This is a genomic window from Streptomyces sp. NPDC096176 (assembly GCF_044763255.1).
Classification (GTDB): Bacteria; Actinomycetota; Actinomycetes; order Streptomycetales; family Streptomycetaceae; genus Streptomyces.
On sequence record NZ_JBIWFV010000002.1, the window covers coordinates 324,323 to 343,148 of the forward strand.

Annotated in this window: 14 protein-coding genes; 6 read left to right on the top strand and 8 right to left on the bottom strand. The window is 71.2% G+C overall.

Going from position 1 to position 18,826, the window contains the following annotated elements:
• The first annotated feature begins 142 nt into the window (after nt 1-142).
• Complete coding sequence (gene aspS / locus ACIQ7Q_RS06630; protein WP_403857049.1) at nt 143-1,915, top strand: aspartate--tRNA ligase; 1,773 nt, start codon at nt 143-145, stop codon at nt 1,913-1,915.
• Between the two features lie 171 nt (nt 1,916-2,086).
• Here aspS and metG read toward each other — a convergent pair whose 3' ends face one another.
• Both metG and ACIQ7Q_RS06640 read right to left on the bottom strand, forming a co-directional pair.
• A complete protein-coding gene (gene metG, locus ACIQ7Q_RS06635) occupies nt 2,087-3,694 on the bottom strand; it encodes a methionine--tRNA ligase (RefSeq protein WP_403857052.1) in 1,608 nt (535 codons plus the stop codon).
• A 109-nt stretch (nt 3,695-3,803) separates the two neighbouring features.
• Complete coding sequence (locus ACIQ7Q_RS06640; protein WP_403857055.1) at nt 3,804-5,846, bottom strand: VWA domain-containing protein; 2,043 nt, start codon at nt 5,844-5,846, stop codon at nt 3,804-3,806.
• Nucleotides 5,847-6,120: 274 nt separating this feature from the next.
• On the opposite strand from ACIQ7Q_RS06640, the gene ACIQ7Q_RS06645 reads away from it, so the two are divergent.
• The gene (locus ACIQ7Q_RS06645; protein WP_403857058.1) at nt 6,121-8,178 is read left to right on the top strand and encodes a PhoX family protein; all 2,058 of its coding nucleotides are present in this window, start codon (nt 6,121-6,123) and stop codon (nt 8,176-8,178) included.
• 10 nt (nt 8,179-8,188) lie between these two features.
• Here the strand turns inward: ACIQ7Q_RS06645 and ACIQ7Q_RS06650 are convergent, their stop codons facing one another.
• Nucleotides 8,189-9,148: a hypothetical protein gene (locus tag ACIQ7Q_RS06650; protein ID WP_403857061.1), complete on the bottom strand. Its 960-nt coding sequence runs from the start codon at nt 9,146-9,148 to the stop codon at nt 8,189-8,191.
• A 50-nt stretch (nt 9,149-9,198) separates the two neighbouring features.
• Complete coding sequence (locus ACIQ7Q_RS06655) at nt 9,199-10,668, bottom strand: APC family permease (protein ID WP_403857064.1); 1,470 nt, start codon at nt 10,666-10,668, stop codon at nt 9,199-9,201.
• A gap of 275 nt (nt 10,669-10,943) precedes the next feature.
• On the opposite strand from ACIQ7Q_RS06655, the gene ACIQ7Q_RS06660 reads away from it, so the two are divergent.
• A complete protein-coding gene (locus tag ACIQ7Q_RS06660) occupies nt 10,944-11,348 on the top strand; it encodes an RNA-binding S4 domain-containing protein (RefSeq protein WP_356638597.1) in 405 nt (134 codons plus the stop codon).
• An 83-nt stretch (nt 11,349-11,431) separates the two neighbouring features.
• On the opposite strand, the gene ACIQ7Q_RS06665 is transcribed toward ACIQ7Q_RS06660, so the two are convergent.
• From ACIQ7Q_RS06665 to ACIQ7Q_RS06680, 4 genes are all read right to left on the bottom strand, one after another.
• A complete protein-coding gene (locus ACIQ7Q_RS06665; protein ID WP_403857067.1) occupies nt 11,432-13,399 on the bottom strand; it encodes an FUSC family protein in 1,968 nt (655 codons plus the stop codon).
• Nucleotides 13,400-13,544: 145 nt separating this feature from the next.
• Nucleotides 13,545-13,802 (bottom strand): DUF2630 family protein, encoded by a 258-nt coding sequence (locus tag ACIQ7Q_RS06670; RefSeq protein ID WP_403857070.1) that lies wholly within the window; start codon nt 13,800-13,802, stop codon nt 13,545-13,547.
• A 77-nt stretch (nt 13,803-13,879) separates the two neighbouring features.
• Nucleotides 13,880-14,845, bottom strand: coding sequence for an NADP-dependent oxidoreductase (locus tag ACIQ7Q_RS06675; RefSeq protein ID WP_403857073.1), 966 nt, complete (start codon nt 14,843-14,845; stop codon nt 13,880-13,882).
• 70 nt (nt 14,846-14,915) lie between these two features.
• Complete coding sequence (locus tag ACIQ7Q_RS06680) at nt 14,916-15,947, bottom strand: endonuclease/exonuclease/phosphatase family protein (RefSeq protein ID WP_403857076.1); 1,032 nt, start codon at nt 15,945-15,947, stop codon at nt 14,916-14,918.
• Nucleotides 15,948-16,108: 161 nt separating this feature from the next.
• Here ACIQ7Q_RS06680 and ACIQ7Q_RS06685 point away from each other — a divergent pair, with 161 nt between their 5' ends.
• From ACIQ7Q_RS06685 to ACIQ7Q_RS06695, 3 genes are all read left to right on the top strand, one after another.
• Nucleotides 16,109-16,516 carry a hypothetical protein gene (locus ACIQ7Q_RS06685; protein WP_403857079.1) on the top strand — a complete coding sequence of 136 codons (408 nt, stop codon included), beginning with the start codon at nt 16,109-16,111 and terminating at the stop codon, nt 16,514-16,516.
• A gap of 416 nt (nt 16,517-16,932) precedes the next feature.
• Nucleotides 16,933-17,904 carry an ATP-binding cassette domain-containing protein gene (locus ACIQ7Q_RS06690; protein ID WP_403857082.1) on the top strand — a complete coding sequence of 324 codons (972 nt, stop codon included), beginning with the start codon at nt 16,933-16,935 and terminating at the stop codon, nt 17,902-17,904.
• Nucleotides 17,901-18,758 carry an ABC transporter permease gene (locus ACIQ7Q_RS06695; protein WP_403857085.1) on the top strand — a complete coding sequence of 286 codons (858 nt, stop codon included), beginning with the start codon at nt 17,901-17,903 and terminating at the stop codon, nt 18,756-18,758. Before ACIQ7Q_RS06690 ends, ACIQ7Q_RS06695 begins: the two co-directional genes overlap by 4 nt.
• Nucleotides 18,759-18,826: the final 68 nt, after the last annotated feature.

Here is an 18,826-nt window from a genome sequence, read left to right on the forward strand (position 1 = left end):
CCGTGCCCCATGCCTCCGCCGGCATCAGCCGCTCCGGGCGGCAGGGGGCGGTGTCACGTCTATGTCAATGGGTTGCACGGGTGCCGAGCGGTAACCTTGCACAGGTTGTGTCCCCCGAATCGCTAAGACTGGATGAACGACGATGCATCGGTACAGGTCCCACACCTGCGGCGAGCTCCGCGCCTCTGACGTCGGAACCGACGTCCGGCTGAGCGGCTGGCTGCACAATCGGCGCGACCTGGGCGGCATCCTCTTCATCGATCTGCGCGACCACTACGGCATCACGCAGCTCGTCGCCCGGCCCGGCACCAAGGCCGCCGAGGTTCTCGACAAGCTGACGAAGGAGACCGTCGTCCGTGTCGACGGCAAGGTCGTCTCCCGCGGCGCCGAGAACGTCAACCCCGAGCTGCCCACCGGTGAGATCGAGGTCGAGGCCACCGAGGTCGAGGTCCTGGGCGCCGCCAAGCAGATCCCGTTCACCATCAACGCCGACGACGGCGTGAACGAGGAGCGCCGCCTCGAGTACCGCTTCCTCGACCTGCGCCGAGAGCGCATGCACCGCAACATCATGCTGCGCACCGCCGTCATCTCCGCCATCCGGCACAAGATGACCGCGCTCGGCTTCAACGAGATGGCGACCCCGATCCTCGCCGCGACCTCCCCGGAGGGCGCACGTGACTTCGTCGTCCCGTCCCGGCTGAACCCCGGCAAGTTCTACGCGCTGCCCCAGGCCCCGCAGCAGTTCAAGCAGCTGCTGATGATCTCCGGCTTCGACCGCTACTTCCAGATCGCGCCCTGCTTCCGCGACGAGGACGCCCGCGCCGACCGCTCGCCGGGCGAGTTCTACCAGCTCGACGTCGAGATGAGCTTCGTCGAGCAGGAGGACGTCTTCCAGCCGATCGAGAAGCTGATGACCGAGCTCTTCGAGGAGTTCGGCGGCGGCCGCCACGTCACCTCCCCCTTCCCGCGCATCCCGTTCCGCGAGGCGATGCTGAAGTACGGCTCCGACAAGCCGGACCTGCGCGCCAAGCTGGAGCTCGTCGACATCTCCGACGTCTTCGCAGGCTCGGAGTTCAAGGCCTTCGCCGGCAAGCACGTCCGCGCCCTGGCCGTGCCGGACACCGCCGACCAGCCCCGTAAGTTCTTCGACGGCCTCGGCGACTACGCCGTCGAGCAGGGCGCCAAGGGCCTCGCCTGGGTCCGCGTGGGCAACGAGGGAGCCCTGACCGGCCCCATCGCCAAGTTCCTCACCGAGGAGAACGTCAAGGTCCTCACCGAGCGTCTGGGTCTGGCCCCCGGCGACGCCGTCTTCTTCGGCGCCGGCGACTTCGACGAGGTCTCCAAGATCATGGGCGCGGTCCGCGTCGAGGCGGCCAAGCGCGCCGGCCACTTCGAGGAGGGCGTCTTCCGGTTCTGCTGGATCGTCGACTTCCCGATGTACGAGAAGGACGAGGAGACCGGCAAGATCGACTTCTCGCACAACCCGTTCTCCATGCCGCAGGGCGGTCTCGAGGCCCTGGAGACCCAGGACCCGCTGGACATCCTGGGCTGGCAGTACGACATCGTCTGCAACGGCGTCGAGCTCTCCTCCGGTGCGATCCGGAACCACGAGCCCGAGATCATGTTCAAGGCGTTCGAGATCGCGGGCTACTCCCGTGAGACCGTCGAGCACGAGTTCGCCGGCATGCTCCGCGCCTTCGAGTACGGCGCCCCGCCGCACGGCGGCATCGCCCCCGGCGTCGACCGCATCGTGATGCTGCTGGCCGACGAGCCGAACATCCGCGAGACGATCGCGTTCCCGCTCAACGGCAACGCACAGGACCTGCTGATGGGCGCGCCGACCGAGCTGGACGAGGCCCGCCTGCGCGAGCTGAACATCCAGCTGCGCAAGCCGGTCGCCAAGCCGGGCGAGTAACACCCGGCAGAGCTTTCAACGAAGAGGGGCCCCAGGAACCGTGAGGTTCCGGGGCCCCTCTTGCGTTTCGCGGGCCTTGCGTGTCGCGGGCGAATCCGGCCGGACCGCCACCGCGTGGTGCGGGCCGGGACCCAATGTGGTCCCGGCCCCCGCGCGTCGCGTACGGACGCGCTAGTTCTTCTTCGGCTCCTCCAGGCGCGGGAACAGCACCGCGCCCTTGGTCACCGTCGTGCCGGCCGGCAGCCTGCCCCAGTCGCCCGCCTCCTGGACCTTCTGGTCCGTGAGGGCGCCCAGCGGGGCTTCCGCGCCCAGTGAGTCCCACAGCTTCTGGGACGTCTCCGGCATGATCGGGTTCAGCAGCACGGCTACGGCCCGCAGCGACTCGGCCGCCGTGTAGAGGATCGTCGCGAGACGGGCCTGGCCCTCCGGCGACTCGTCCTTGGCCACCTTCCACGGCTCCTGCTCCGTGATGTAGCCGTTGACCTGCTTCACGAAGTCGAACACGGCCAGGATGCCGCCCTGGAAGTCCAGCTCCTCGCCGATCTTCCGGTCGGCCTCCGCGACGGCCTTCGCGAGCCCGTCCTGGACCGCCTTCTCCGCGTCACCGAAGGCGGTGGCCTCGGGCAGCGCGCCGCCGAAGTACTTGCCGACCATCGCCGCGACACGAGAGGCCAGGTTGCCGTAGTCGTTGGCGAGCTCGGAGGTGTACCGGGCGGTGAAGTCCTCCCACGAGAACGAACCGTCCTGGCCGAACGCGATCGCGCGCAGGAAGTACCAGCGGTACGCGTCCACACCGAAGTGCGAGGTCAGGTCCTGCGGCTTGATGCCGGTCAGGTTCGACTTCGACATCTTCTCGCCGCCGACCATCAGCCAGCCGTTGGCCGCGACCTTGCCGGGCACCGGCAGGCCCTGGGCCATCAGCATCGCCGGCCAGATGATCGCGTGGAAGCGCAGGATGTCCTTCCCCACCAGGTGCACGTTGGCCGGGAAGGTCTCGTCGAACTTCGCCTGGTTCGAGCCGTAGCCGACGGCCGTGGCGTAGTTGAGGAGCGCGTCGATCCACACGTAGATGACGTGCTTCTCGTCCCACGGGACCGGGACTCCCCAGTCGAAGGTCGAACGGGAGATGGAGAGGTCCTGCAAACCCTGCTTGACGAAATTCACGACCTCGTTGCGGGCCGACTCGGGCTGGATGAAGCCCGGGTTCGACGCGTAGAAGTCCAGCAGTTTCGGGCCGTACTCGCTGAGCTTGAAGAAGTAGTTCTCCTCCTTGAGGATCTCCACCGGCTTCTTGTGGATCGGGCACAGCTTGGTGCCGTCCTCGGCTTCGATGAGATCACCCGGGAGCTTGTACTCCTCACAGCCCACGCAGTAAGGGCCCTCGTACCCGCCCTTGTAGATCTCGCCCTTGTCGAAGAGGTCCTGCACGAACTCCTGCACACGGTCCGTGTGCCGCTTCTCCGTCGTACGGATGAAGTCGTCGTTCGCGATGTTCAGATGCTCCCAGAGAGGCTTCCAGGCCTCCTCCACGAGCTTGTCGCACCACTCCTGGGGCGTGACGCCGTTCGCCTCCGCGGTGCGCATGATCTTCTGACCGTGCTCGTCCGTGCCGGTGAGGTACCACACCTTCTCGCCACGCTGACGGTGCCAGCGTGTGAGCACGTCGCCTGCGACGGTCGTATAGGCGTGGCCCAGGTGAGGAGCGTCGTTGACGTAGTAGATGGGGGTCGAGACGTAGTACGCCGTCGCCCCCTGCTTCTCGGATCCAGTGGCCGCCATGGTCGAAATCCTATCGGGCCCCGGAAGATCGACTCACACGCGTGCCGCGTGCCCCCGGTGACGTCCGGGCGGGGCTTCCCGCCAGGACGTCACCGAGGAGACGTCGCGCCTACGGGCGCGCCGACGGGCGCCAAGCCCCGAGGAGGCCCTTGAACAGCTCGGCGTGCCGGAGCTCGCGGGGCGCGGGGCCGGCGTGGAAGAACGCGGCGTTGTCGGCCTGGAGCTTGCGGAGGTAGTCGAAGGCCTTGGCCTCGTGCTCGCCGAACGCCACGAACTGCCAGAACACCGGCTTGTCGGCGGCGGCCGCGAGGGCGGCGGTGGCGGCGGTCTTCGACTCCGGGGCGCCGTCCGTCTGGAAGATCACGAACGCCGGGCCGCCGGTGTTCTTCTTGGCGTGCAGAGCGAGGACCTCCTCGACGGCGAGGTGGTAGTTGGTACGCCCCATCCGGCCGAGGCCGGCGTGCAGCTCGTCGACACGGCCCTGGGGCGAGTCGAGGGTCAGCTCGCCGGTGCCGTCGATCTCGGTTGAGAAGAACACGACGTCGACCGTCGCGTCGGTGTCGAGGTGGGCGGCGAGTGCGAGCGCCTGATCGCCGAGGTGCTGGGCGCTGCCGTCCTTGAAGTACGGGCGCATGGACCCGGACCGGTCGAGCACGAGGTACACCCGTGCGCGGGCCCCGGTGAGCTGCGCGTTCTTGAGCGCGGCGCCGGCGGCCTTGTAGGCCTCCACGAGGTGCGGCGCCCGCGCCTTGACCCGCGTGGGCCCGACGGCGGCGCGACCGCCGCTCACGCCTGCGGCGGGGGTCTCGGCCGCGTCAGCGTCGGCGTCGGCCTGCGGCTCGGCGGCGTCGGGCGCGGCGGTGGCGGGCTCCGCGTCGGGTGCGGACTCCGCTTCGGCCTGGGGCTCGGTCGCGACCGTGCCGGTGTCGCCTTCGACGTCGGCCGCGACTGCTTCCGCAGGTGCGGCGGCTGCGGCGGCGTCGGCCTGCGGTTCGGCGGGGTCGGGGGCGGCGGTGGCGGGCTCCGTCGTGGCGGTCTTGGCCGCGGTGGGGGTGCTGGTGTTCTCCTCGGCGTCGGGCGCGACTGCTTCCGCAGGTGCGGCGTCCGGCGTGGCGGCGTCGGCCTGCGGCTGGGTCGGGTCGGGCGCGGGCTTGGCGTCGTCTGCGGCGAGGTCCGCCTCAGGCTGCGGTTCGGCGGCCGCGTCGTCCTCCGCCTCGGGTGCGGGCTTCGTGTCGGCCGGGTCGGCCGCGCTCGCGGCGGCGTCGGGCGTGACTGCTTCCGCAGCCGCGGTGTCGACCTGCGGCTCGGCCGCGTCCCCTGCGGCGACCTTCGCGTCAGGTGCGGATGCCGCCTCGGCCTGCGGTTCGGCGGGGGTGGCGGGCTCCGTCGTGGCGGTCTTGGCCGCGGTGGGGGTGCTGGTGTTCTCTTCGGCGTCGGGCGCGACTGCTTCCGCAGCTGTGGCGTCCGGCGTGGCGGCGTCGGCCTGCGGCTCGGTCGCGTCCTGCGCGGGTTCGGCGTCGGGCGCGACTGCTTCCGCAGCTGTGGCGCTCGCCGCGTCGGCGTCGGCCTGCGGCTCGGCGGCGTCGGGCGCGGCGGTGGCGGGCTCCGCCTCGGGTGCGGCGTCCGGCGTGGCGGCGTCGGCCTGCGGCTCGGCCGGGTCGGGCGCGGGCTTGGCGTCGTCCGCGGCGACGTCCGCCTCCGGCTGCGGCTCGGCGGCCACGTCGGCCTCCGCCTCCGGTGCGGGCTTGGCGTCGGCCGGGTCGGCGTCGGGCACGAGCGCTTCCGCAGCTGTGGCGTCGGCCTGCGGCTCGGCCGGGTCGGACGCGGGCTTGGCGACGTCGGTCTCCGCCTCCGGCTGCGGCTCGGCGGCCTCCCGGAGGGGCTCCACGTCGGACGTCGTCGGCTTCGTCGACGGGGTGCCCGTGGACTGCGACGGAACCGAGGGGGTGCGGTGGCGGGGGGGCGCGTTGTCGAAGGCCGCAGAGACCAGATCCGAGGCCCGGTCGGCCGCCGTCTGCGAAGGCACCGTCGCCGACGCCTCCGTGGCCGGTTCCGTGCGCTCGGCCTGGGCCGGAACGGAGGCTGCCGCCGACTCGTTACACTCAGCACGGTCGCGTCCGAACACCTTGCGCAGCAAGCTCCGAATACCCATGGGCGAGGCCTTTCGCATGAGTTGGGTGCGGTGACTGTCCGCTCCTGCCCTTGCAATGCAGGCCAGGGCGGACACGTAAGGTTAGCGGCCGCCCCGCTCGCCCTTGGGGAGGGCACCCACAAGCGTCGCCCATCACACCCCAACCGCGCTTCGTCCGTGCCGCATTCATCCCTCGTTCACCCTGCGTCCGCCCTCGTGCAGACGTGCGCGCCTAGCGTCATGGCCGGAAACATTCCGACACCATGTCGGCGCAGGTGCGCCGAAGGAGGACGAAGTGCGCAAACTGCTGCCGCTGTTGAACACGACTCCGCACGCGGGCGGACGCTCTGCCCTCACCTGCCGCTACCGCTGCGGCGACGCCTGCTTCCATGAGGTCCCGAACACCAGCGACAACGAGTACGTCGGCGATGTCATAGCGAGCGCCCTGTCGCGCCGCTCGATGATGCGTGCCGCCGCTGTCGTGACCGTCGCCGCGGCGGCCGGCGGCGCGGCCGTGGTGCAGGGCGCCCAGCCCGCGCAGGCGGCAACCCCGGCCGGGTACAAGCCGGGAAAGCCCGGTAAGTCCGACGGTGCCCGCGGCCTCCGCTTCGCGCCCGTCGCGCCCAACAAGGACGACAAGGTCACCGTCCCCGAGGGCTACGAGCAGAGCATCGTGATCCGCTGGGGCGAGCCCATCCTCCGCGGTGCCCCCGCCTTCGACCCGGACAGGCAGTCGGCGAAGGCACAGGCCGGCCAGTTCGGCTACAACAACGACTTCCTCAGCCTGCTGCCGCTGAAGGGCGAGCGCGGTCGTCAGGTCCTCGTCGCGAACCACGAGTACACGGACGAGATGCTGATGTTCAAGGGGTACGACCCCGAGAGCCCGACCCGCGAGCAGGTCGAGATCGCCTGGGCCGCGCACGGTCTGTCGGTCGTCGTGGTCCAGGAGGAGCACCGCTCCGGCAGGCTCACCCCGGTGACGCGCCACCCGCTCAACCGCCGCCTGACGGCGACGAGCGAGTTCGAGCTCACGGGCCCCGCCGCGGGCGGCACGCTGCTGCGTACGAGCGCCGACCCGTCGGGCACCAAGGTGCTCGGCACGCTCAACAACTGCGCCGGCGGCACCACCCCGTGGGGCACGATCCTGTCGGGTGAGGAGAACTTCAACCAGTACTTCGCGGGCGGCTCGAGCGCGACGGACAAGCGCTACGGCGTCGGCTCCGGCGCCACCGAGCGCAAGTGGGAGCGTTTCGACAAGCGTTTTGACGTCAAGCAGGAGCCCAACGAGATCCACCGGCACGGCTGGATCGTCGAGCTCGACCCGTACGACCCCGACTCCACGCCCGCCAAGCGCACCGCGCTGGGCCGGTTCAAGCACGAGGCCGCGCAGCCGCGCCTCACCGACGACGGCCGGCCGGTCGTCTACATGGGCGACGACGAGCGCTTCGACTACTTCTACAAGTTCGTCTCGTCGAAGCGGATGCAGAAGGGCGGCAGCCGTGCCGCCCGCGCGCACAACCGCACGCTGCTCGACGAGGGCACCCTGTACGTCGCCAAGCTCACCGGTGACTCGCCGGGCGAGGTCGACGGCACCGGCAAGCTCCCGAACGACGGCGAGTTCGACGGCTCCGGCGTGTGGATCCCGCTCGCGACGGGCGACGTCTCGCACGTGCCCGGAATGACCGCGGAGGAGGTGTACGTCTTCACCCGTCTCGCCGGTGACAAGGTCGGCGCGACGAAGATGGACCGCCCCGAGGACGTCGAGCCGAGCCCTCGCACCGGCCGGGTCTATGTCGCCCTCACGAACAACACCGACCGCGGCAAGCCCGGCAAGGCGGGCGCCGACGAGGCCAACCCGCGCAACCTCAACAAGCACGGGCAGGTCCTGGAGCTCGCCGAGCACTGGGACGATCCGGCCTCCGACGGCTTCGCCTGGCGCCTGTTCCTGGTCGCCGGCGACCCGAACGACCCGGCCACGTACTTCGCGGGCTACCCGAAGGACAAGGTCAGCCAGATCTCCTGCCCGGACAACCTGGCCTTCGACCCGCACGGCAACCTGTGGATCTCCACGGACGGTTCTCAGCTCGGTTCGCACGACGGCCTGTTCGGCGTCGCGACCCGCGGCGAGCGCCGCGGTGAGCTCAAGCAGTTCCTGACCGTGCCGACCGGTGCGGAGACCTGCGGCCCGATCGTCCAGGACCGCCGTGTCCTGGTGGCGGTGCAGCACCCGGGCGAGGTCGACGGCGCGTCCGTCGAGAAGCCGGCGAGCGCCTGGCCCGACGGGCCGGGCAGGATGGTCCGCCCGTCGGTCGTCGCCGTCTACCGCAAGGACGGGCGCGACATCGGAGCATGACCGGCAGCGGTCACGAGGTGGCGCCCAGGTGGGTGCGCCACCTCGTGAACTGCTCCGCCGCATCTCCCGTGTACGCCCACGGGAGATGCGCGGCACGCGTTCCCAGCAGCTGGAACAGTCCGCGCGCCTCCTGCCGCAGACCGGCGTGACAGGCGGCGTGGACGAGGTAGTTGAGCTCGCCGATCTCCTGTGGCGCGACGGGGCCGTCGGTGCGCCACAGGATCCACCGCTCCCAGGTGCGACGGATCTCCGTGATCGCGAGCTCGTGCTTCCAGTGCTGGTCGAAGCCGCGCACCACCCGGCCCTGTGCCGCGTCGGCGACGTACCGGTACTCCTCCGCCCGCGCGATCTGCACCAGCACCGGCAGCGGCGACCCGGGCGGCGACGCGCCTGCCGCGTCGCGTGCGAAGTCGTACATCCTGCCGTGCGTGCCGTGCCAGCGGGCCGAGTGGTAGCGCAGCAACTGCACATGACCTTCGACGTTGTACGGGTCGCGCCGGCGCATCTCGTCCCACCAGCACCGCAGTTCACGACGCGGCACCCCGTCCTCGTACAGCCTGGCGACCGTCAGCAGCGACACCCACGGCATCGGGTCTCCGGGGTGGGCGTCGGCGGCGGCGAAGCAGGACCGGACCGCGGCGTCGAGCCGTGCCCGGTCCGTGCCGGCTCCGCGGCCGGCGGCGATCACCAGCTGGAAGGACCGTACGACCTCCGTGGCCGCGCGCAGGACCGCCGCGTCGGGGCTGGCCGGTTCCGCCGCGCGCCATATCTCGGCGGCGGAGGAGCCGGCCGCGGCGTGGGCGAGCAGCCGGATCCGGTGCGTGCGCAGGGGCCAGTTGTCGCCGGTGGCACCGAGCAGGTCGCGGACGCCCTGCCAGCGGCCGATAACGATGTCGTGCAGGGCTTCGGCGAGAGGCCGGTCCCCGAAGGCGGGATCGAAGTCGGGTACGAAGCGGCGGCGTGCGACCATCTGCGGCACTTCCCTCGGCGGTGCATGCGTGCGTTGCGTGCGTAATGCGTTCAGAAGTCCGTGGCCAGTGCCTTGTCGGCGTAGTGCGCGCGGTGGGGATCGCCGCCCCCGCCGTCGGGCTCGACCGCGCAGGTCGCGTCCAGGCGGGCGGGCCGGTAGTAGGTACTGCCCCGCCGCCAGTAGTGGATCATCGGCACGAGTCCGGCGGCGAGGCCCCCGATGCCGATCGCGACCGACGCGCCGCTCAGCTCGCCGAGCGACTCGAAGAAGATCCACAGCATGAACAGAGCGCCGAGCAGCGGCCAGGCACCGCTGAGCAGGAAATCGCGTACGGACGTCAGCAGCATCCTGCGGTAGGCGACGACGGCGGCGATGCCGGCGAGTCCGTAGTAGAGGGCGATCTGGAGGCCTATCGCGGCGACCGCGGCGGTGACGACGTCCCTGACGGAGCCGAGCGCGGTGGACGCCACGAACATGGCGAGTGCGACGACGCCGACCACGCAGATGGCCGCCCAGGGCGTGTTCCAGCGGCGGTGCACCAGACCCAGCGCGGCGGGCATCGTACGGTCGCGGCCCATCGCGAACAGCGAGCGGGTGACCTGGATCAGCGTCGTCTCCAAAGTGGCGACGGTCGACAGCAGCACGGCGATGACCAGCAGCTTTCCGCCCACGCCCGGCCAGATCGCGGCTCCCAGAACGGCCAGTACGTTCGATCCGGCGGCCTGGATCTCCCCGGCCGTCAGGATGACGTTGACGGCGACGGTGAACGCCTCGAAGAGCAGGAACACCACGCCGACGCCGACGAGCGCGCCGAGCCCCGAGACACGGCGGCTGTCGCGGATCTCCTCGCTGAGGTTGCTGGTGACGTCCCAGCCCCAGTAGTAGAAGGTGGCGATCAGCGCCCCGGAGGCGAAGCCCGCCGGACCGTCGAAGTGCGAGAAGCCGAACCACGACCAGTCGAAGGCGGCAGCGGCCCCCTCGTGCAGCAGCGCGGCGCCGATGAAGAAGAGCAGGATCACCGACTCGACACCGGTGAGCAGCAGTTGGGCCCGCACGGTCATGCGCGCGCCGCCCAGCACGACAAGCAGCATCGCGAGGAACCAGCCGGCGCCGACGGTCGTCGCGAGGGCCGGGTTGTCGGCGAGCTCCGGATCGAAGAGCCCCAGCGTCATCGCGCCCGCGGGCAGGGAGCCCGCCACCATGAAGATCGTCGTCGAGACGACCAGCGCCCATCCGGACAGGAACCCGAGGAACGGATGGAGGGTCCGGCCGACCCAGGAGTAGCCCGCACCGGCGTTGACGTCGATACGGCCGAGCCTGCCGAAGGCGAGGACGATGCCGAGCATGGGTATCGCGCAGTACAGCAGCGCGGCAGGACCCGCGAGCCCGACGGTGGCGACGAGCACGGCCGTGGTGGCCGCGATCGAGTAGGCGGGGGCGCTGCCTGCCACGGCCATGACGACGGTGTCGAACGTCCCGAGGACATTGGGCCGTAGCCCTCTGCCGGAGCTGCTGCGCATGGAAATCTCCGAATGCCCTTGTGTCGTACGGGGTATGGCGACACCTCAGAAACCGAACGCCCGCGTACGGAGTGAACGCCTCCGTCAGGGGAGATCGTGCGCATCGTAGTCGGATGTGTGCGCTGTGGTGAGGGGGTGGGGCCCCGGCCAACCCGCACGAGGCCCGCACACGGTGGTGAGGGACGTTCGCCCGGTCGCGGGTGCACGGTGATGCGGGGTTCCGGGCGCCCGTGATGTCCGCCCGTGAGCGGGGCCCGGGGTCGTAGAGTCGGTACATGGCTGCAGAGGGTTCGTCCACGTCAGGCGAGGGCACCGTCCGGGTCGACGTCTGGATCTGGTCCGTACGGCTCACCAAGACCCGTTCGCAGGCCTCCGCGGCATGCCGTGCGGGCCATGTGCGGGTCAACGGCGAGCGCGTCAAGCCCGCCCAGGCGCTGCGCGTCGGTGACCAGGTGCGGGTGTTCCACGCGGGACGGGAGCGCCTTGTGGTCGTCTCGAAGATCGTGCGCAAGCGGGTCGGCCCGCCGGTCGCGGTGCAGGCCTACGTGGACAACAGCCCGCCGCCCCCACCCAAGGAGTTCACGGCCCCTGCGGCGGTACGGGACCGGGGCGCCGGCCGCCCGACGAAGCGTGACAGGCGCGAGCTGGAGCGGCTTCACGGTGGGCGGCCGAAGGCCTGAAGGGCCTGGCTCGCCCCCTGGCCGTAAGGCCGGCCCGGTCGCCGAGGGCCCCCGCCCCGGCGTCCACCTCGCTCGCGCCCGGCTCACGCCGGCGCTGCGGGCGACGCGATCGCCCGCGCCGCTCTGACCTCCTGCCGGAGCGGCGCCAGTACACCCTCCTCGTCGCCGGGCAGCTCGGCCCGTACCTCCACCAGCACCTCGCTCGAGCGCAGGCCGTCCGCCAGCTCCCGCAACTGCCGCTCGATCCCGGCGACCTCGTTGTCGCCGGGCGGCTGCGCCCCGTGGTCCACACGCACCCGCGCCGCCGTCGTCGCGTCCACGATCCGCTCGGCGGCGACGACCAGCGGCCACCAGGCCGCGGCGCGCGCCCCGGTCGGGGGCGGCTCGGTCAGGGCGCGCTGGAACTCGGAGCGCACGGAGGACAGGTCCCGGTAGATCCGCCGCCGGGCACGCACCCGCTCGGCGTGGTCCAGGCCGTCGAACGCGCAGCCGACGTACTGGGCCGTGTCCTCGACGCACTGCGCCAGCCGGTCCCCGATGCGGGTGTGCCAGCTCTCCGGCCACAGCAGATAGCCCGCCACCAGCACGATCGCGCAGCCCATGAGGCTGTCCACGAGCCGGGGCAGCACCAGATGAAAGCCCTGGCGGTTGAGGATGTCCGAGAGCATCAGGACCACCGGGGTGATGGCCGCGGTCTGGAAGGCGTACCCCTTCGCGGAGAACGCCGGGATCAGCGCCGCGAGCAGCATCATCACCGGAACGTCCCACCAGCCGCGCTCCAAGACCGCCAGCACGGCCGCCGCCACGAGCAGCCCGGCGGCCGTGCCGAGCGCACGCAGCACCGCACGGGAGAACACCGAGCCGAAGTCGGGCTTGAGGACGAACGTGACGGTGAGCGCCACCCAGTACGAACGTGGCACCGGCACCACCGACACCAGCGACTGCGCCAGCCCGATGCAGAGCGCGAGCCGGAGCCCGTACCGCCAGGACGGCTCGGAGAGCAGCATGTTGCGCACTGCCCGCCGTGCCCTGACGCCCAGCGCGGCGGGCCGGCCGAGCCGGTCGTCGACGCCTGTCAGGTCGTGGTCCGTCTTGTGGACGACGGTTGAGGCGTGGCGCAGCGCGCTGTTGACAGCACGGTCGGCGGGACCCTCCGGTTCGGGCAGGACGAGCTCGGGGGCGACCTTGCGGCCCTGTGCCACCGAGTCGGCCAAGTCGCGCACCGCGGCGGGGATTTCGGGGCGGCGAGAGGCCCGCCCGTACCGGTGTGCCGCGGCCGCCGCCTCGACGAGCGGGATCACCACGTTCAGTTGGGCGAGCAGCTGCACCAGGGGGCTGCGCCGCCCGTGGTCGCGTGCCCGCCGGGCGAGAACCAGGTCGTACGCGGTGTTGAGCGCCTGGGTGACGCCCTGACGCCGGGCGTCGTAGTCGGTCGTGCCCGCGGCCGCGAACAGGTCGGCGACGCTGCGGTAGGTCGCGGCGACCGCCGACTGCTCGGGGACACGTCCGCGCAGGGGCCAGCCCAGCAGCGCCAGTACGAGGACGAACATCCCGCCGAGCGTCAGCAGCAGCGGCGCGTTCCACCACGGTCCCGGCATCGGCAGCCCGGCCCCGACCACCGCGTTGAGCAGGAGCAGGAGCCCTGACACGGAGGTCACCGCGCCGATGGAGGAGATCATTCCCGAGACGAGCGCGATGAGGGTCAGCGCACCGACCGCCAGCCAGCCCTCGCCGTACACCAGGGAGCCCAGCGTGACCCCGATCGCACCGAAGAACTGGGGGACGGCGATGTTGAGCAGCCGCATCCGGTAGGCGTCGGCGGTGTCACCGATGACGCCGGACAGCGCGCCCATCGACACCAGCGCCCCGTACTCGGGGCGGCCGACGGCGAGCCCGACGGCCAGCGGGGCGGCCAGAGCGACGGCCGCCCGGCCGACGGCGGCCTTGGCGACGGGCGCGGAGTGGGGCAGCAGGCCCTGCACCAGCCAGTCCGGCGGCGTGAGCCGCCCCGTGCGTCCGCCCTTGCCGTCCTCGGGTTCTCCCATGGTCATCAAGAGACCCCGAACAGGCCGTCGGACGCAAGCTCCGCAGCGGCCCGCCCCGCAGCGGCCCGCCGTGGCGGTCCCGTTCACCCGTCGGTCCCGTTCACCCGTCGGTCCCGTTCAGTCGTCGGTCCCGATCACCCGTCGGCACCGTTCAGCTGCGGTAGTTCTCCACCTCGTCCGCCGGCCGTTCCTTCACCGTTCCGGGGTCCTCGCCGAACTCGGCCTTGGCGCGGCGCCGACGCAGCACGTCCCAGCACTGGTCGAGCCGGATCTCCAGCTCCCGCAGGCGGGCCTGGTCCTCCTGGCCGAGGCCCTGCTGCTCGGTGGAGCGGTCGCGCAGGGCGCGTTCCTCCGCGACGAGATTGCCGATGTTGTCGATGATCTGCTCGTCGACGTGTTCGTTGTCCATGGCGTCTGCTCCGTGCTTCGGCGTGTGCTCCGTGCTTCGTTAGGGCGGGGGTGCCCCGGATCCCCCTCGGGCGGGTGTCACAGGGCGAAGACCGTTTTGCCCCGCGCACCTCCCGCCCGGTTCTGCACCAGCGCGTCGGGTGCCTTCTCCAGCGGCAGTTCGGCGTCGACCGGAGCGTGCAGCGACCCGTCGGCGGCTGCGGCGGCGAGCGTGTCGAGCAGCGTCGTCGAAGGGCGCAGTCGGAAGCCGACGCCCGCCACACCGCCCGCGAGCGGCGTGGCGCCGGCGTCGAAGCGGGTCGCTACGGCCACCGCGCCCGGTCTGCCGAGCCCCGCGTGCACGGCGAACGACTCGGGCGTCCCGGTGACCAGATCGGCGACGGCGTCGACGCCGTCGGGGCACACTCGCCGTACCGCACCGGCCGGGTCCTCCACGGTGGCGTCGACGGTGAGGGCCGCCCCGAGTCCGCTCATCCGCCGCCGCTCGTCACCGCGCACCACGGCCACGACGCGTACGCCGCGGGCTGCCGCGAGCTGGGTGAGCAGGCAGCCGACGCCGCCGGCGGCGCCAAGGACAAGAAGGCTGTCTCCGGCCCCCACACCGGTCAGGTCGAGCAACTGTGCCGCGGCTGTCCCGGCGGTGGGCAGCAGTGCCGCGTCACGCAGAGCGAGGCCGTCGGGTACGAACGCGACCGGGCCGTCATGCGGCACCGACACGTACTCGGCGTAGCTGCCCGCCGGCGGGCCCGAGGTGCGGCCGAACACGGCATCGCCCACCCGGAAACGGTTGTCGCCCGGACCCACGACGTCCACCTTGCCCGCGAAGTCGGCGCCGAGCACCAGAGGGAAGGTCTGAGGGGAGTCCGGCGGCGGCACCCGGCCAGGACCACCGGACAGAAGCGCGCCGTCGGCGATCTGCCAGTCGAGGGGGTTGAGCGACGCGTACTCGATCTTGACGACGACCTCGCCCTGCTCGGGCTCGGGCTTCGGGACCTGGATCAGCTCGGGCTCCGCACCGAACTCCCTGACCGCGACAGCACGCATGGGCCATGCCTCCTGACCGAACGGCCCCCGGTGGCTCGCACCACGTCCCCACTCTCACCCGGCCGGGCGGTCAGCGCACATCGTGCAGTTCCAGCTCGACGAGGAGGGAGCGGTGGTCGGTCTCCGGCAGGTCGAGGAAGCGGGCCTCGCGCACCGAGAAATCCTCGCTGACCAGCACATGGTCGATCTGCGTGCCCAGCGGACGGCGCACATCGGCGGGCCAGGACGGAGTACGGGCCGCACCGGCGAGGGTGGCACTGTCGCGCAGCCGGCCCGCCTCCAGGACGCGGCGGAAGGCGGCATGGTCCTGACCTGCGTTGAAGTCTCCCGCGACGACCGTCGGACGCCCGTTCGTCCCGGCCGCGTACGCCCGCAGCAGACCCAGCTCGCGGCGCCAGTCCTCGACGGCGCCGGGCACCGGCGGCAGCGGATGCGCGAGCTGGAGTTCGACGGCCCGGCCGGAGATTTCGGCGACGGCACCCGGCATGGCGAGGGTGCCGTCGACGCCGGGTGCGGCGCGCAGCGGATGCTTGCTGAGGATCGCCGAACCGGACGCCGCAGCGCCTTCCACGACGTTGCGATACGGGTAGTCGCCGCGCGGAACGTCCGCCTCCAGGACGGCCGAGCAGGCGCGGTCGCACTCCTGGACGAACACCAGATCCGGCTGTTCGCGGCGGACCGTGGTCACGAGGGCCTCGGCGGCCTGCCCGAACTCGACGTTCGACGTGAGCACCTCGACACCCGCGACGACCGGTCCCGGCGGCTCGTCGGTCAGCCCGCTGTCGTACGGCCTGACGAACCACCCGATGACGGCGAGCACCGCGACCGCCCAGCCGACGAGGAAGCGCCGGCGTGCGAGAAGGGCCAGGAGCAGAGCTGCGCCCGCGGGCAACAGCAGCCACGGAAGGAAGGCGAGCAACTGCGGGACCGGGGTGACACCGTCCGTGTTCGCGGTGCGGCAGGCGGCGACGACCGTGGGGCCGAGCAGCAGCAGCCCGGCGAACCATCCCGTGGCGCGCCGGCCCGCCCTCCGGCCGCCGGCAGGGCCCGGCTCGGCGTCGTACAGTGCTTCGTCGGCCTGCTCCTGGTACGCCCTGTCCACACCGGCCTCCCTCCTGCTCGTCGTGAAGACGCGCTCTTCACAAGACGCCGTCGGCCCCGAGACCGTTGCGGTCGCCTTCCCTTTCCCAGGACTTGCCTGCCGGCGTCTGCGGGTGTGCCCTGTAGAAGGGGTGTGGGGGGACAGGGAAGGAGCTCTCCGCCATGGCCACACAAGCAGCGTTGCCGACCCGCCGGCGGCGCCGGAAACACGGAGACCGGCACCATGGCCCCCTCTCCTGGGCCGTGCCCGTCACCCTGGCTCTGACCTTCGGCATCTGGGCCGCCTTCATCCAGCGCGTCGAGGACGGCGGCGTCGCCACCTGGGGCCAATGGGTCCTCGGAGTGATCACCGCGGTGGTCATCGGGGCACTGGCGTTCGGACTGGGCCGCATCCAGCACTCGCTGCCGCGCGAACTGCGCGCTCTCGCGTACGGCGTGCTGGCCGCGGCGATCGTCGGCTTCCTGTCCAGCCTGGCCGACGGAAGTGTCATGAGATCCGCGGGCATCGGCGTCGCGGTGGGGGCGGGGGTGGGGGCGATGGCGTTCTACGCCTTCTACACGCACGAGTGACGCCGGTTCTGCACGCAGGCGTGACACGCAGCCCGGGGGCACCGCCCCCGGGCTGCGTGCTGTACAGGCACTCCGCTCCCGCGAGGCCCTCCTGCGCCGGCGCGCCGGCCCGCGTCGCCTGACCTGCGCAAAAGGCCTCGCCGAGAGGTGGCGACGCCGCGCACTGTCTGCTTTTCCACGTCTCGCGCGGCCGCCGGATCCGATCCGGCGGCCGCGCACCGTGTTCCCGCTCCTCGACTATGACCGCCGCGGCCCTCATGCTCGACTCACTGAGCGGATGGCGGGCGCACTGCGCGACGCCCGCGCAGTGCGCCCCCCAAGCCTGCTCACACCGCCTGCCGCCCGACCGATGACTTTCTCCACACAATCGCGTCTGCATTGCATCGCACGGACGAGAAGGAACCGAAGGACTGACGATGAGTACAGATCTGGCAATCGAGACCACCGGACTGGTGAAGGTCTTCGGTGACAACCGCGCCGTGGACGGCGTCGATCTCCGAGTGCCGGCCGGCACGGTCTACGGAGTCCTCGGTCCCAACGGCGCGGGCAAGACGACCACGGTCCGGATGCTGGCCACCCTGCTCCGCCCGGACGGCGGTGAGGCTCTGGTCTTCGGCAAGGACGTGCAGAAGGACGCGGACGCCGTCCGCAGCCGGGTCAGCCTCACCGGGCAGTACGCCTCGGTCGACGAGGACCTCACCGGCTCGGAGAACCTGGTCCTTCTCGCCCGGCTGCTCGGCCACACGAAGCCCGCAGCCCGCGAGCGTGCCGCCCAGCTGCTGGAGGCGTTCGGTCTGCGCGAGGCCTCCGACAAGCAGGTGAAGAACTACTCGGGCGGGATGCGGCGCCGGATCGACATCGCCGCGTCCATCCTCAACACCCCCGACCTGCTGTTCCTGGACGAGCCGACCACCGGCCTCGACCCGCGCAGCCGCAACCAGGTCTGGGACATCGTGCGCGCCGTCGTCGCCCAGGGCACCACCGTGCTGCTGACGACGCAGTATCTGGACGAGGCCGATCATCTGGCGTCGCGTATCGCCGTGATCGACCACGGCAAGGTGATCGCGGAGGGCACGAAGGGCGAACTGAAGGCATCCGTCGGCTCCGGCGCGGTGCATCTGCGGTTGCGCGAGGCCGACCAGCGGCCCGAGGCCGAGCGGGTGCTGGCCGCCGCGCTCGGTGCGGAGGTGCTGCTCGACGCCGACCCGGTCGCCCTCACCGCCCGTGTCAACGGTCACGGCACCGATCGCGGCGCTGCCGAGCAGGCGGCGCACGCCCTGGCCGAGCTGGCTCGCAACGGAATCACCGTCGACAACTTCGCGCTGGGACAGCCCAGCCTGGACGAGGTCTTCCTCGCCCTGACCGACAAGAAGGGGGAGGCGGCATGAGCACCGCTGCCACCACGAAGGAAGCCATCGACCTCGACCTGCAGGCCCCGAAGGCGGAGGACCTCGCCGCGCTGCTGGTCGCCACGGAGCGCCCGCCGCGGCCCAGCGCGCTCTCGGCGTCGGTGACGTTCGGCTGGCGGGCCATGCTCAAGATCAAGCATGTGCCGGAGCAGCTGTTCGACGTGACGGCTTTCCCGATCATGATGGTGCTGATGTACACGTATCTCTTCGGAGGTGCCATCGCGGGCTCCGTCTCGGACTACATCCAGTTCCTGCTGCCCGGCATCCTCACTATGAGCGTCGTGATGATCACGATGTACACGGGCGTCGCGGTGAACACCGACATCTCCAAGGGCGTCTTCGACCGCTTCCGTACGCTGCCGATCTGGCGGCCGGCCCCGATGGTCGGCTATCTCCTCGGCGACGTGGTGCGCTATCTGATCGCCTCCGCCGTGATGCTGGCGGTCGGCATGCTCATCGGCTACCGGGCCGACGGCGGTGTCGTGGGCGTTGCCCTCGGCGTCGCGCTGCTGATGGTCTTCTCGTTCTCCTTCTCCTGGATCTGGACGATGTTCGGCCTGCTGCTGCGGACCGAGAAGTCGGTCATGGGCGTCAGCATGATGGTGATCTTCCCGCTGACGTTCCTGAGCAACGTCTTCGTCGACCCGAAGACGATGCCGGGCTGGCTCCAGGCCTTCGTCAACAACAGCCCGGTCACCCATGTCGCCACCGGGGTCCGGGAGTTGATGGCGGGCAACTGGCCGGCGGCGGACATCGCCTGGTCGCTCGGCTGGTCGGTGGTGCTCGTGGTGGTCTTCGGATCGGTGACGATGCGGCTCTACAACCGCAAGTGACCACCGACAGCGGTGCCCCGACAGGTCGGGGTCCCGCTGCTCGGCCTTCTCCGTTGTCGCGCCGGCCC

What these genes read in the sequence shown, in the direction of transcription:
- ACIQ7Q_RS06655 (WP_403857064.1), bottom strand. Translation starts at nt 10,668, where the DNA reads ATGCGCAGCAGCTCCGGCAGAGGGCTACGGCCCAATGTCCTCGGGACG.
- ACIQ7Q_RS06690 (WP_403857082.1), top strand. Translation starts at nt 16,933, where the DNA reads ATGAGTACAGATCTGGCAATCGAGACCACCGGACTGGTGAAGGTCTTC.
- ACIQ7Q_RS06670 (WP_403857070.1), bottom strand. Translation starts at nt 13,802, where the DNA reads ATGGACAACGAACACGTCGACGAGCAGATCATCGACAACATCGGCAAT.
- ACIQ7Q_RS06675 (WP_403857073.1), bottom strand. Translation starts at nt 14,845, where the DNA reads ATGCGTGCTGTCGCGGTCAGGGAGTTCGGTGCGGAGCCCGAGCTGATC.
- metG (WP_403857052.1), bottom strand. Translation starts at nt 3,694, where the DNA reads ATGGCGGCCACTGGATCCGAGAAGCAGGGGGCGACGGCGTACTACGTC.
- ACIQ7Q_RS06640 (WP_403857055.1), bottom strand. Translation starts at nt 5,846, where the DNA reads ATGGGTATTCGGAGCTTGCTGCGCAAGGTGTTCGGACGCGACCGTGCT.
- ACIQ7Q_RS06660 (WP_356638597.1), top strand. Translation starts at nt 10,944, where the DNA reads ATGGCTGCAGAGGGTTCGTCCACGTCAGGCGAGGGCACCGTCCGGGTC.
- ACIQ7Q_RS06650 (WP_403857061.1), bottom strand. Translation starts at nt 9,148, where the DNA reads ATGGTCGCACGCCGCCGCTTCGTACCCGACTTCGATCCCGCCTTCGGG.
- ACIQ7Q_RS06695 (WP_403857085.1), top strand. Translation starts at nt 17,901, where the DNA reads ATGAGCACCGCTGCCACCACGAAGGAAGCCATCGACCTCGACCTGCAG.
- ACIQ7Q_RS06685 (WP_403857079.1), top strand. Translation starts at nt 16,109, where the DNA reads ATGGCCACACAAGCAGCGTTGCCGACCCGCCGGCGGCGCCGGAAACAC.
- ACIQ7Q_RS06665 (WP_403857067.1), bottom strand. Translation starts at nt 13,399, where the DNA reads ATGACCATGGGAGAACCCGAGGACGGCAAGGGCGGACGCACGGGGCGG.
- aspS (WP_403857049.1), top strand. Translation starts at nt 143, where the DNA reads ATGCATCGGTACAGGTCCCACACCTGCGGCGAGCTCCGCGCCTCTGAC.